Source organism: Sphingobium naphthae, assembly GCF_043589935.1.
Taxonomy (GTDB): Bacteria; Pseudomonadota; Alphaproteobacteria; order Sphingomonadales; family Sphingomonadaceae; genus Sphingobium; species Sphingobium naphthae_A.
In genome coordinates this window covers 57,117-70,300 of the sequence record NZ_CP171456.1, presented here as the reverse complement: position 1 = coordinate 70,300, position 13,184 = coordinate 57,117, and the positions used below count along the sequence as shown (strand labels likewise).

Genomic DNA, 13,184 nt, shown 5'->3' with positions numbered 1-13,184 from the left:
GATAGCTTACACAGCCGCGTGGAAGTTCATGCGGCGAGATCGGGATGTTGGTTTTGGAGACAGTGGTTCGTATCCGGCGTGAGTATGCCGGCGGGAAGGCGATCAAGGCGATCGCGCGTGATCTGCATGTGTCGCGGAAGGTAATCCGCAAGGCGATCCGGGCGCCGGAAGGCGCATTTGATTATCGACGCAAGGTTCAGCCGCTGCCGCGGATCGGTCCGTTTCAGGATCGGCTGGATGTGCTGCTGGAAGAGAACGAGGTACGGGGCCGACGTGACCGGCTTCGGATGACCCGTATCCACGACCTTCTGGTGCGTGAGGGTTTCGAGGGCTCTTACGATGCCGTGCGCCGCTATGCGGCGCGGTGGAAGATCGAGCGGCGCAGGGATGTCGGCGACGGGACGACGGCCTTCATTCCGATGCTGTTCCAGCCCGGCGAGGCCTACCAGTTCGATTGGAGCCACGAGGATGTCGAGATCGCCGGCAAGCCGATGCGGGTAAAGGTCGCGCACATGAGGCTGTGCGCATCGCGGGCTGTGTATGTCCGGGCCTATCCACGCGAGACCCAGGAGATGCTGTTCGACGCGCATGCGCGCGGCTTTGCCTTCTTCGGCGGCGTGCCCCGGCGCGGCATCTACGATAATATGAAGACGGCGGTGACGAGCGTGTTCACCGGCAAGGACCGGGTGTTCAACCGGCGGTTCCTGATCATGGCCGACCATTATATGGTCGAGCCCACGGCCTGCTCGCCGGCGGCGGGATGGGAGAAGGGTCAGGTCGAGAACCAGGTGCAGACGATCCGGGGACGCTTCTTCCAGCCCCGTCTGCGGTTCGCCAGCCTCGAGGAGCTCAATGGCTGGCTGGAAGCTGAGTGCCGACGCTGGGCCGAACGGCAGGCCCATCCTGAGCAGGGCGACCAGACCGTGGCGCAGATGCTGGAGATGGAACGTCCTGCATTACAGTCGATGCTGGGGCCGTTCGACGGCTTCAACGAGAGCGAGCACGGCGTGTCGGGCACCTGCCTGATCAGCTACGATCGCAACCGTTACTCGGTCCTCTCGACGGTGGCGCGGCGCACGGTGCAGGTTCGGGCCTATGCCGACCGCATTGTCGTGCGATGCGGCGATGAGGTCGTCGCTGAGCATCCCCGCTTCTTCGGGCGGAACCGCACCATCTATGATCCCTGGCACTATCTGCCGGTGCTGGCCCGCAAGCCCGGCGCTTTACGCAACGGCGCACCCTTCCAGGACTGGGAACTGCCGCCGGCGCTCGCCCGGTTGCGACGCAAGCTGGGCAACGGCGATGATGCCGATCGGCGGTTCGTGCGCGTGCTGGCGGCCGTGCTGACCGATGGCCTGGAACTCGTCGAAGCCGCCGTGCGGGAGGCACTGGCAACCGGCACGGCGAGCGACGACTTGATCCTCAATATCCTGGCACGGCGCCGCGAACCGCCGCGACCGCTGACGATCGTCACGTCGGAGGACAATGCCCTGCGGCATCCGCCGATCGCCGACTGTTCCCGTTACGACCAACTGAGGAACTTCCATGCAGCGGCATGACATGATCGACGCGATGCGCGGGCTCGGACTCAAGGGGATGGCCGGCGCGTTCGATGAGGCCGTCACCACAGGGCTTCAGCGCCAGCGCACGACGATGGAGATACTGACCGATCTGCTGCGTGCGGAGGCAACGCACCGCCACGCCGCCTCGATCCGATACCGGATGGCGGCCGCCAAGCTACCGGTGGTGAAGGACATTGATGCCTTCCACTTCGAGGGGACGCCGATCAACGAGGGGCTGGTCCGTTCGCTGCACGGCGGGGCGTTCCTGCCCGCACGGCGCAATGTCGTCCTGGTCGGTGGCACCGGCACCGGCAAAACCCATCTGGCCATCGCCATCACCGCCAATGTCGTCCGCGCTGGAGCGCGGGGGCGTTACTTCAACACCGTGGATCTGGTGACCCGCCTCGAAGAGGAAGCCCGGATCGGAAAAAGCGGCGCGCTTGCCGCCCAGCTCTCTCGCCTCGACCTCGTCGTGCTCGATGAGCTTGGCTATCTTCCCTTCGCCCGTTCAGGCGGGCAGTTGCTGTTCCATCTGGTCAGCAAACTTTACGAGCAAACCAGCGTCATCATCACGACCAACCTGGCGTTCGGGGAATGGCCGACGGTGTTCGGCGACCCCAAGATGACCACCGCTCTCCTCGATCGCGTCACCCACCATTGCGACATCATCGAGACCGGCAATGACAGCTGGCGCTTCAAGAACCGAAACTGATCCCCCGCCGCACGCCGGGATTAAGATGCTTTGCGCTGCGCGCGCCTCCGGTCGGGCTCCGCCCTCCCTACGCCGCGCGCAGCGCAAGGCGCGTTCCTCGACCGTCGTGGCATCCTTGAAAGGGGGTCCCTTTTGCGCGCCGATCGGGGGTCCCGTTTGCACGCCGATTGACAGCGAAGCGCCTCGAAATGCGCCGCGCATTCGCCCATGCCGTAGCGCCGCACCGCCGCGCAATAGAGCTGCCACTTGTCGCCGAAGGCCGCGTAGAGGCTCTGCCGCCCGATGCCCATGGCGTCCACGAGCATCTGCGCCGAACTGCCCTCATACCCATGCTCGCTGAACACGGCGATCGCACCGTCCAGGGCAGCATCCGTATCGAATTCTCGAGGTCTTGCCATAAGCCATGTATAGCGCTTCTGGAACGATCATTCAAGTATGGCGGCTCGGTTTTGCTTTCAGCACAATTTGCGGGTGGCAGTGGCCGTTAGGTGAGGATCGCCCGATCGTCAGATCTTCAAGGCGCGCAATCGCAGCGAATTGCCAATGACGCTGACGGACGACAGCGCCATCGCCGCCGCAGCGATGATCGGCGACAGCAGCAGTCCAAACGTGGGATAGAGCGCCCCCGCCGCGATCGGCACGCCTGCCGCATTGTAGATGAAAGCGAAGGCGAGGTTCTGGCGGATGTTGGCCATCGTCGCCTGCGACAGGCGTCGCGCGCGGACAATGCCGGTGAGATCGCCCTTGAGCAGCGTTACCCCCGCGCTCTCGATGGCAACGTCGGTCCCTGATCCCATGGCTATGCCGACATCAGCGGCGGCGAGCGCCGGCGCGTCATTTACGCCGTCACCCGCCATGGCCACCACCTTGCCCTGCGCCTTCAGGCGCTCGACCACCGCCGCCTTCTGGTCCGGCAGCACATCGGCCTCGACCTCATCAATGCCGAGCTTTCTGGCGACGGCTTCGGCCGTGGTGCGATTGTCGCCGGTCAGCATGACGATGCGGATGCCTTCGGCATGCAGGGCCTTCAGTGCCTCAGGCGTGGTCGCCTTGATCGGGTCGGCGATGGCGAAGATGCCGCCGATGGCATTGCCTATCCCGATATAGATCGCCGTCGCACCGTCGCGGCGCAACTCATCCGCCTGCCCGGCGAGCGACGCCGTATCGATCCCATGCTCGGCGAGAAAGGCGGTGCTGCCGAGCACCACTTGCCGTCCCTCGATCACGCCGACCGCGCCCTTACCGGTCGGCGAGTCGAAATCGGCGACATTGGGGATGGCGATCTTTCGTTCCTCGGCAGCCGCCACGATCGCGCGCGCAAGCGGATGCTCCGAGGCTTTTTCAACACCTGCCGCCAGCCGCAGGATGATCTCCTCGACAAATCCCGGCGCCGCGACGATCCGGGTCACCGCCGGTTTGCCTTCGGTAAGCGTCCCGGTCTTGTCGACCACCAGAGTATCGATCTTCTCCATCCGCTCGAGCGCCTCCGCGTTCTTGATCAGAACGCCGGCGGCCGCCCCCTTGCCGATACCGACCATGATCGACATCGGCGTCGCAAGCCCGAGCGCGCAGGGGCAGGCAATGATCAGCACGGAAACGGCCGCGATCAGGCCATGCGCCAGACGCGGCTCTAGCCCCCATACACCCCAGGCCGCGAAGGCGAGCAGCGCTACGGCGATGACGACCGGCACGAACCAGCCCGACACCTGATCAGCCATGCGCTGGATCGGCGCACGCGAGCGCTGGGCATCCGCGACCATCTGGACGATGCGAGCCAGCATCGTGTCGCGCCCGACTTTTTCCGCCCGGATGACGAGCGCGCCGGTCTGATTCAGCGTACCTCCTACGACCGCTTCGCCGACTACGCGCGTCACCGGCATGGATTCGCCGGTCACCATCGATTCATCGATCGATGAGCGCCCCTGCTCGACCACGCCATCCACCGGCACGGTTTCCCCGGGCCGGACCCTGAGCCGCTCGCCGATCGCAATCGCCTCGACCGGCACATCTTCTTCCACACCGTCTGCCCCGATGCGTCGTGCGGTCTTCGGCGCGAGATTGAGAAGCGCGCGGATCGCGCCGGACGTCTGTTCCCGGGCGCGCAACTCCATAACCTGACCAAGCAGCACCAGCACGGTGATGACGGCGGCCGCCTCATAATAGACCGCGACCGCGCCATCAGCGTCACGGAAAGCCTGCGGGAAGAGCTGCGGCGCGAATGTCGCGACGATGCTGTATCCCCAGGCGACGCCGGTCCCCATCGCGATCAGCGTGAACATGTTGAGGCTGCGGTTGACGATCGACGCCCAGCCACGCGCGAAGAACGGCCATCCGGCCCACAGCACCACCGGCGTCGCCAGGGCGAACTGGATCCAGATCGAGATGTGCATCGGCACCAGATGGTGCAGCGCCGGGATCAGGTGGCCGCCCATCTCCAGCAGGAACACGGGCAAGGCGAGCGCGAGGCCGATCCAGAAGCGCCTGGTCATATCGGCAAGTTCGGGACTGGGTCCGGCATCCGCCGCCGCGATCAGCGGCTCCAGCGCCATGCCGCAGATCGGACAACTGCCCGGCGCGTCCCGGCGGATTTCCGGATGCATCGGGCAGGTCCAGATCGTGCCCTCCGTTACGGCTGCCGTTAACGCCGCAACGGGGTGATGCTCATGGCGATCAAGTCTATGGGTGTGGCTAGGGTGGGAATGATCGCCATGGGTAGCAGCACCCTCATGGTGCGGCTCGGCATGCGCTACCCGTGCTGCATAATGCACGGGGTCGGCGTCGAACTTCGCCTTACAGCCGGCCGAGCAGAAGGCGTAACGCTCGCCTTCATACTCAGCCTTGTGAGCGGTCCTGGCGGGATCGACCACCATGCCACAGACCGGATCATGGTCGACGTGACCGGACGGCGTTTCGCCGTCCGGCTCATGATGGTGATGATGGCCGTGCGCCCCAGTCACCTCGGCGGCGCGTTCGCTCTTCTGATCGTCGTCGGCCATTCATCACCTTTCACACGCCGCGCGTGCCTTCCGGTCTTTGTTCACTCCTCGATCAGATGGAACTCTTCGAGCAGCTTGGCGATCTCTGTGCCTTCGAGCTTCTTCATCAGCAGCTTGCGCAGGAAGGCCGGTCCGGGAAGATCGATGCCCTTGCCGTCCCGCAGCGGACCGATCGCAGCAAGAAGTGTACGAATATCATAGGTCGAGTTGAAGACCTCCGGCACGCCGCGCTCGACATTCATCAGCGTGTAGACGGCCTCCATCGGGGTTCTCACCGAATATTCCGTGGTGAAGATGCAGTCCCGCTGCTTCGATTCCGCGAACTGGCCGATGAAGGCGAAGTTGACCGCGCCCTCCGGCACCACGTCCGGCCGGTCACCCGCCTGGCGCGGCATGAAGAAGGCGGTAATATAGGGCATCATCGTGGGAACGGTGCTGGCGCCGGATGCCGCGAGTTCGGGAATGTCCTCGACCGGCACGCCGAGGTGATAGAGCCATTCCTGGGTGATCTCCTCACCGGTGCATTCCTGCATCGGCTTCTTCACGAAGTCGCCGGGGCAATCGACAAAGAGCGCGTAGAACCAGGCGATCATCTGATCTTTGGGCTGCTTCTTGAAATGCGGCTGGCGATGAACCGTCCAGCTCAGCAGCCACGCCGAGTCCTTCACCGTGACGATACCGGCGGAGACGATCTTGCCGGTAAAGGGGTTCCGCTTGGTGATCTTCTCGACATAGGCCGGAATGCGGGCGTCGAGGGCGGTGATGGAGGCGGAGGCCCATTTCGTCTCCGGGATATGGGCGCCGAACACGTCGGGGCGGCCGAAGGCCGGATCCTTCGCGGCGATGCGGCGCCACAGGTCCCAGGCCGGCGCCGGTCCTTCATTGAGCTTCGCCGGCGTCCTGTGGTCGCCATTGTCGGAATTCTCGGTCAGCGAGCCGATCGTGATGAAGACGAGATCGTCTGGCCCGAGATCGACGCCGCCTTCGACGCCGCGCTCTTTCCAGTGAATGCGGGTCGCTTGCTTGCGGCCGGGCTGGATGTCGAAATCGACATCGGTGACCTCGACGCCGTAGCGGAACGTGACGCCGTGATCGGTCAGCCACTTCACCAGCGGCAGGACCATCGATTCATACTGGTTATAGCGGTTGAACTTGAGCGAGGAGAAGTCGGCGAGACTGCCGATATGATGGATGAAGCGGTGCAGGTAGAGCTTCATCTCCAGCGCGGAATGCCATTCCTCGAAGGCGAACATGGTGCGCCAGTAGAGCCAGAAATTGCTTTTGAGGAAGTCTTCGCCGAAGACCTCGTTGATACGCTTGTTCTCCATCTCCTCGCGCGTCGCGAGGAAGACCGAGAGCAGGTCCTTCTGGGCCTTGTCGTTTAGCGTCAACAGCGCTTTGTCGGGCACGTCCTGGCCCTGGTTCTGCGTCGTGCGCTGGAGCGAAAAGTTGGGATCGTCCTTGTTGAGCCGGTAGAACTCGTCGAGCACGCTGGCGTCCTCGATCTCCAGCGAGGGGATCGAGCGATAAAGGTCCCACAGGCACTCGAAATGTTCTTCCATTTCGCGGCCGCCGCGAATGACGAAGCCCTTTTCGGGCACGTCCAGACCATCGAGCGCGCCACCAGGGATTTCCAGCTCTTCAAGGATGGTGATGCGGTCGCCGGAAACGCCGCCGTCGCGGATCAGGAAGGCCGCGCCGGCAAGCCCCGCCAGCCCCGAACCGACAAACCAGGCCGTCTTCTTGTCGGCGCCCTCGGGCTTGCGGGGACGCACGAAGGCTTCATAGTTTCCGCTGCTATAGTGCATGGCGAACTCCTGTTCTTCTTGTTGGGATCAGTCTGCGGAGGGCTTGTAGCTGTAGAAGCCTTCGCCCGAGGCGATGCCGAGCCTGCCCTTGTCGATGTAGTTTTCCTTCAGCCAGGCGGCGAGCGACTGAGCATGCTCGTCGCCATGCGAGAGGATGTTGTAGGGGGTGTTCAATCCGATGATGTCGTAGATCTGGAACGGCCCCATCGGCGCGCCGGTGGCGATCCGCCAGACCTTGTCGACATCTTCCGGCTCGGCATAGCCGCCGGCCGCCAGATCGGCGGCCGCGTTCAGGAGCGGCACCAAAAGCGAATTGAGGACGTAACCCGCTTTCTCCTTGCGCAACGGGATCGGCACCATGCCGATGGCGGAGGCGAAGGCGATCAGGGCATCGAACACGGCCGGATCGGTGTCGTCCGTGCCCATCACCTCGGCGGTGTTGAACTTCCAGATGCTGTTGGCGAAGTGCAGCGCCAGAAACCGGTCCGGTCGGCCGGTGTAAGCCTTCAGGTCGCTCGGCAGCAGGGTCGAGCTATTGGTGGCGAAGATCGTCCTGTCCGGCGCGAGCCCCGCCAGTTTCTCGTAGAGCGCCTGCTTGATCGAAAGAACCTCCGGAACCGCCTCGATCACGAGGTCCGCGTCCGCGACGGCCGCGCCGAGATCGCTCAGCAGAGCGATCCGCTTGAGCGCCCCGGCCGCCTTGCCGCCAGCCGCGCCCGACACCTCGTTCGTGTAGGTTTCGACGAGCGCCGCCAGCCGTGCGCGCGCCTGTTCGAGCGCTTCCTCGCTGATGTCGTAGGCGACAACATCGAAGCCGCTATAGGCCGTCTGGAAGGCGATCTGGCTCCCGAGGACTCCCGTGCCGAGAACCGCCACTTTCCTGATATCGCTCATCCAATTTCCTTCTGCGCGGTATCGTCACTTAGAAACGGAGCCGCCACCTCCACCGGGACGCGGGCCAGCTTGCCGGTTTCCCGATCGACCAGGGCCCATTGGGTCAGCGAGGCGACGATCGTCCGGCCGTCTTCGGCATGGAATTCGACACATCGTGCATAGCGGGCACCCCGCGGCGCTCGGATGACCCAGGTGATCGCACTGACCTCGTCTCCCGCCCGGACATTGCCGCGATAGTCGACCTCATGGCGCAGCACGACCGCGACGAACCGGTCGCGATCCTGCGGCCGCGCGGCCGTCAGCCAATGCGCCACCGACACATCCTGAATCCAGGTCACCCAGACCGCATTGTTGACATGGCCGAGTTCGTCGATGTCGGCGTCCCGGGCGCGGAAGCGGATATGGAAGCGCCGATGCTCATCCACCTCGCCGACGAGTGGGTGTCCGTGCTCATCGCAGCCGATGCGTCGACGATCTGACACGATCCCGCTCACGAATACGCCTGCTCCTCATGCGACGAACCCAGTCCTGCCATGGCGCGGAAGAAGCCGACGAGCATCTCGTCGCGCGGCATGGCGCCTTCGACATCGCCCTGCACCGCCAGTCCCATCCAGACCGCGTAAAGACCGATACCGGTCTGCATCGGCGGCAAGGCCGGACGAAGTGCGAAGCGTTGCGTCAGATCGGCGACGAGCTCACCGAACATCCGATAGCAGGCCGCCTTGCCCTCCCGGTGCCGCTCGGCGAAAGCCGGATCGCGCCGGGCATGGAGCTGCAATTCGATCGAGAGCAGTGACCATTGTGCCTCGTCGGCCAACTTCGCGAGCCGCGCGGCCAGCACCTGCAGCGTCGCCTCGATATCGTCGCCGGAGCAGTGCGCGACCAGGTCGCGAAGCAGTGTGACCTCGTCCTGGATATGGCTTTGCAGGATCTCGACCAGCAGATCATCCTTGCTGGCGAAGTTCGAGTAGAAGGCGCCCTGCGAATGCCCTGCGGCGCTGCAGATGTTGCGAATCGACATGGCAGAGACCCCCTCCTCGATAATCGAGGAATGCGCGGCCGCGATCAGCCGGTCCCGCGTCTGGCGCTGCGTGTCCTTGCGCGTAAGCGGCATGGGTTCGTTCTCCAACCAACGGGCGAGACGTGCGAAACCTTTTCGGAGGTTCCGCGTTCTCAGTGAGACCAGATATCAACTGATATCCGAAATCAACGGCGATTTCGACCCGAAATCGTTCCTGGGCAACGAAATCTCAGTGTGAAGGAGCGCTCTTGGCTCAAACCTACATTGGCTATTCTCCGGACGTGGAGGTTCTCGGCAAGGACGAGGAGCGGCTGACCGCCGAGATCCTTGAGATCATGGCGAATACCAACCGCAAGGCGTTCGAACGCCACCGCCATGCGGTGCGCGACGCCCATGCCAAGAGCCACGGGTTCCTCAAGGGCGAACTCGTCGTACCGGAACTGCCGGAGCATCTGCGTCAGGGGCTTTTCGCTCGCCCGGCCACCTATTCCATGGTGATCCGCCTCTCATCAGCGCCGGGTGACATTCACTCCGACACGATTCCCGCCCCGCGCGGCATGGCGATCAAGGTGATCGGCGTCGAAGGCGAGCGGCTTCTCCCCGAAGACCAGGGCCAAAACCAGGATTTCCTGCTCGTCAACATCCCGACCTTGAGCTTCGGCACGATCGGTAAATATCGCCAGCTCATCAGCCTTCTGGAGAAGAATGCCCAGAACCCGGTCTTTCTCCAGCGAGCGATGGCTGGGGTGGCGCGCGGCGTGGAAGCTGCGGTCGAAGCGGTCGGCGTCGAGCCCGGCGCCACGCTGCGCGGTCTCGCGCGCGACAACGACCATCTGCTTGGCGAGACCTATCACTCGATGGCGGCGATCCGTTTTGGCGATTACATCGCCAAGATCAGCGCCGCGCCGCTTTCCGACAATGTCCGCGCGCTCACCGGCAAGGACGTCGGCACGGTGGAGGATGCCACCATGCGCGATCTGGTTGTCGAGCATTTCCGCGACCAAGGTGCTGAGTATCAACTGCGCGCCCAACTTTGCGCTGATCTCGACAAGATGCCTGTCGAGGACGCGGCGGTGCTCTGGCCCGAAGAGCTGTCGCCACACCAGCCGATCGCCACGCTGCGCATCCCGCCGCAGGACGCCTATTCGCCGGCGCGGCGGGTCTATGGCGATGACGTGCTGTCGTTCAATCCCTGGCACGGTATCCGCGATCATCAGCCGCTCGGATCGATCATGCGGGTGCGCATCGCCGCCTATGAGCGATCCACCCGCTACCGCCATGAGATGAACGCCCAGCCTCGTGTCGAGCCGACAAACATCGACGCCATCCCGGACTGACGCACCGATCGTCACACGCAATCACGAAAGGAGGCCAGCCATGGCCGAAACCGAAGACACCCCGCAGATCGACGAAACCCGCCTTCAAGCCATCCGGCGGCGGATCGAGGAAGTGGCCGGCGACGCGCCGCAGCTCGCCAAGCTCGCCCTTGAGCAGATGGTGACGAAGCACAATCCCGACCTCAAGGGCACGGCGGGCTCGGCTGGCCGTGTCGGCGCCCAGTCCGGCAATGTCTCCGAGCTCACAGCCATCGCAAACTTGAAGCCAGGCGGCGCGGACCGGCTGAAACGCATCTTCGGGCTGGTGAACGGCAATTTCGATGGCGCGCAGAAGGTCGGCACGCTCCACAATATGCGGTTCGTGTTCTTCGACAACGACACACGCATCCTGTTCGCCACCGCCTATGACGGCGACTGGGACACCTATATCAACGACTTCGCCACCAAGATCCCCGACCTGATGGACCTGCTTTTCGCTTCGGTCGAAGGTTGGCCTGGCATCGCAAGCCCCAAGGTCAAGGATTTCATCGCCGAGCATCAGATCACCGCTGCCGGCTGGTTCGTCGCCAACCCGCAGGTGACCGTCGTCGACGTGCGCCGCCTTCAGCGGATGGAGCATGCGGTCAACGAATTCCTGGACAAGGTGGGCTGAGCCATGGCGATCCTTCAGAAACTGAAAGAGCGCTTCCGGCGCGACAGCGTTACGCTCGATCTGCACGACATTCAGGCGCTGATCCTGCGAAGCCGGCCCGAGCCTTATGTCGGTATCCACGCCATGCTCCATTTCGACGAGGCGGAGGGCGCGCGCGATCTTCTCGGCCGGCTCGCGCCCCATATCGCATCTGCCGACAACTGGAGCGAGGATCTTGATTTCTGGATCGGGGCCGCACTCAGCTTCGAGGGGCTGAAGGCGCTCGGCGTTCCCGAAGCGCAGCTCAAGACATTCCCGCTCCCCTTCCAGCAGGGCATGGCCGCACGCGCGGAGCAGCTTCGCGACTTCGGGCCCAACGCGCCTCAAAACTGGGAAGAGGTGTTCAAGCCCGGCAACTGCCATCTCGCGCTGACTATCTACGCCGTGGATGATGCTGCGCTCGATAAGGCGCTGGCGACGGCGCGCACCGAACTCGACCGGAGCAGCGGCGTGACCCTGCTCGGCGAGCATCGTTTCGGCGCGCCGGATGGCGCGAAAAACCCGTTCGGTTTCCGGGATTCGATCTCCCAGCCCGCCGTCGAGGGTAGCGGCGTCGATCCGCTGCCGGGCGAGGAGCGCCCGATCAAGGCGGGCGAGTTCATTCTTGGATATGAAAGCGAGAACGGCCAACCGCTTGGCATGCCCGAGCCCGCCGGGCTGGGCAAGAACGGCACCTTCGTCGTTATGCGCAAGTACAACAGCCGGGTCGGCTGTTTTAACGCCTTCCTCAAGGCGCATGGCGAGACGCCGGAGGAACGCGAGCTATTAGCCGCCAAGATGTTCGGTCGCTGGCGTTCCGGCGCGCCCTTGACGCTGTCGCCCGATCACGACGATCCCGACCTCGGCGCCGACCCGCAGCGCAACAACGACTTCAGCTTCAAGGATGACCCCAAAGGTCGCGTTGTGCCGCTTGGCTGCCATATGCGCCGGCTCAATCCCCGCGACTCCGAGTTGACGCTGCTCACCGACGTCAACATCCACAGGATCATCCGTCGTTCCTCGACCTTCGGGCCGGTCTATTCCGAGGATGTCACGCCGCAGGACGATAAGAAAGGCGATCGCGGCCTGTTCTTCATCTTCATCAGCGCGCGTGCCTATGACACGATCGAGTTCATGCAGCAGGAATGGATCAATCGCGGGAATTTCGTCGACCTTGGCGAAGAGCGCGATCCAATCGTCGGCCTGCATGAGGAGGACGGTCGGTTCACCATCCCGCAGGCGCCTGCGCGCAAGCGCATCGACGGTGTGCAGACTTTCAATGTCATGAAGGGAGGCGAATATCTGTTCATGCCAAGCCTATCGGCGCTTAAGTGGTTGGCAGAACGACGCTAAAGCTATTCACCTGATTGTCGGTTGAGATTTGAAGTGTGCAGAGTGACCCGGAAAGTGCGGGGCTGTGCGGAAGGTTAAGTGAGTGGGAGTTGAGTTTCGGCAAGGCTGGGGATGGTTGGTCCTTGTGGCGCTTACGATTTCGACGACCGGCGATGAAATCACGTTGCTGACGTTGATGTTCCGCACTGCCGAGAACGCATCCGGCTATGCGGTGCCGACGCTGCTGACCGCGGAGCTGCTACCCGGTCTGATCGCCGCACCCTGGGCGGGCCGCTTGATCGACCGCCGGGAGGCGGCCCGCATTCTGGTCATGGTGTCAGTTCTGCAAGCGGGCGTGATAGCATTTATCGCCTATTATCCCATGTTCACGCTCGCCGGGGCCGCGCTGTTGAGCGTGCTGTTCACGATCAGCAGCGCCGCAACATTCGCGTTGATTCCAGTGCTGGCGAGCGGCTTGGAATGACCTCGCACTCGCCAATTCCCTTATGGAAATGGTTCGCAGCCTTGGAATGCTCGCTGGTCCAGTCGCTGGGGGCGTACTGGTGGGATGGATCGGATCGCGCAATGCGCTTTTAGCCGATGCCGCCAGTTTTTCCCTTTTGGCCCTCGTCGTGATGGCGAGCAGGCTTCGCCGCAAGCCACAACGGGTCGATCAGGAGGAAGAGACCCTGTTCGTGGACTACCTGCCGCTGCTCCGCAATCGACGGTTGATGGTGGTTACGGGTGCGCTCAGCCTCGAAGTGTTTGCGACCGCCATAGCCGACGTTGCTTTCGTGTTTCTCGTGATGGTGACGCTGGGAGCGGGCCGACCGCGTTTGGAATGCTGACGGC

General features: G+C 63.6%; 12 protein-coding genes and 1 pseudogene. 7 read left to right on the top strand and 6 right to left on the bottom strand.

All coding sequences use genetic code 11. The annotated features are described in order from the left end of the window. The first annotated feature begins 44 nt into the window (after nucleotides 1-44). Nucleotides 45-1,559, top strand: a complete 1,515-nt coding sequence (gene istA / locus ACGGKE_RS17535; protein WP_394436753.1) for an IS21 family transposase — start codon at nucleotides 45-47, stop codon at nucleotides 1,557-1,559. Beyond that, nucleotides 1,546-2,274, top strand: a complete 729-nt coding sequence (gene istB / locus ACGGKE_RS17530; protein WP_037482228.1) for an IS21-like element helper ATPase IstB — start codon at nucleotides 1,546-1,548, stop codon at nucleotides 2,272-2,274. Before istA ends, istB begins: the two co-directional genes overlap by 14 nt. 173 nt (nucleotides 2,275-2,447) lie before the next feature. Here the strand turns inward: istB and ACGGKE_RS17525 are convergent. The 6 genes and pseudogenes from ACGGKE_RS17525 to ACGGKE_RS17500 form a co-directional block, all read right to left on the bottom strand. Further along, nucleotides 2,448-2,672, bottom strand: a pseudogene (locus ACGGKE_RS17525) (TetR/AcrR family transcriptional regulator); the annotation flags it as partial. Nucleotides 2,673-2,780: 108 nt separating this feature from the next. Next, nucleotides 2,781-5,270, bottom strand: a complete 2,490-nt coding sequence (locus ACGGKE_RS17520; RefSeq protein ID WP_066861548.1) for a heavy metal translocating P-type ATPase — start codon at nucleotides 5,268-5,270, stop codon at nucleotides 2,781-2,783. 41 nt (nucleotides 5,271-5,311) lie between these two features. Continuing rightward, nucleotides 5,312-7,078: an oleate hydratase gene (locus tag ACGGKE_RS17515; protein ID WP_035219816.1), complete on the bottom strand. Its 1,767-nt coding sequence runs from the start codon at nucleotides 7,076-7,078 to the stop codon at nucleotides 5,312-5,314. Nucleotides 7,079-7,105: 27 nt separating this feature from the next. Next, nucleotides 7,106-7,972, bottom strand: coding sequence for a 3-hydroxyacyl-CoA dehydrogenase (locus tag ACGGKE_RS17510; RefSeq protein WP_394443249.1), 867 nt, complete (start codon nucleotides 7,970-7,972; stop codon nucleotides 7,106-7,108). Further along, complete coding sequence (locus tag ACGGKE_RS17505; protein WP_066861610.1) at nucleotides 7,969-8,397, bottom strand: thioesterase family protein; 429 nt, start codon at nucleotides 8,395-8,397, stop codon at nucleotides 7,969-7,971. The genes ACGGKE_RS17510 and ACGGKE_RS17505 overlap by 4 nt, the downstream gene beginning before the upstream one ends. Before the next feature lie 65 nt (nucleotides 8,398-8,462). Then, nucleotides 8,463-9,086 (bottom strand): TetR/AcrR family transcriptional regulator, encoded by a 624-nt coding sequence (locus ACGGKE_RS17500; protein ID WP_017503240.1) that lies wholly within the window; start codon nucleotides 9,084-9,086, stop codon nucleotides 8,463-8,465. A gap of 155 nt (nucleotides 9,087-9,241) precedes the next feature. Between ACGGKE_RS17500 and ACGGKE_RS17495 the strand changes: the two genes are divergently transcribed. The 5 genes from ACGGKE_RS17495 to ACGGKE_RS17475 all read left to right on the top strand — a co-directional run bounded on the left by ACGGKE_RS17495 (nucleotide 9,242) and on the right by ACGGKE_RS17475 (nucleotide 13,180). After that, nucleotides 9,242-10,330 (top strand): catalase family protein, encoded by a 1,089-nt coding sequence (locus tag ACGGKE_RS17495; RefSeq protein ID WP_026109628.1) that lies wholly within the window; start codon nucleotides 9,242-9,244, stop codon nucleotides 10,328-10,330. A 40-nt stretch (nucleotides 10,331-10,370) separates the two neighbouring features. Next, the gene (locus tag ACGGKE_RS17490) at nucleotides 10,371-10,982 is read left to right on the top strand and encodes a hypothetical protein (protein ID WP_017503242.1); all 612 of its coding nucleotides are present in this window, start codon (nucleotides 10,371-10,373) and stop codon (nucleotides 10,980-10,982) included. Nucleotides 10,983-10,985: 3 nt separating this feature from the next. Then, nucleotides 10,986-12,353 (top strand): Dyp-type peroxidase, encoded by a 1,368-nt coding sequence (locus ACGGKE_RS17485; protein ID WP_066861545.1) that lies wholly within the window; start codon nucleotides 10,986-10,988, stop codon nucleotides 12,351-12,353. A 124-nt stretch (nucleotides 12,354-12,477) separates the two neighbouring features. Then, nucleotides 12,478-12,816 carry a hypothetical protein gene (locus ACGGKE_RS17480; RefSeq protein ID WP_017503244.1) on the top strand — a complete coding sequence of 113 codons (339 nt, stop codon included), beginning with the start codon at nucleotides 12,478-12,480 and terminating at the stop codon, nucleotides 12,814-12,816. A 22-nt stretch (nucleotides 12,817-12,838) separates the two neighbouring features. Next, on the top strand, nucleotides 12,839-13,180 hold the full coding sequence (locus ACGGKE_RS17475; protein ID WP_394443245.1) for a hypothetical protein: 342 nt from the start codon (nucleotides 12,839-12,841) through the stop codon (nucleotides 13,178-13,180). Nucleotides 13,181-13,184: the final 4 nt, after the last annotated feature.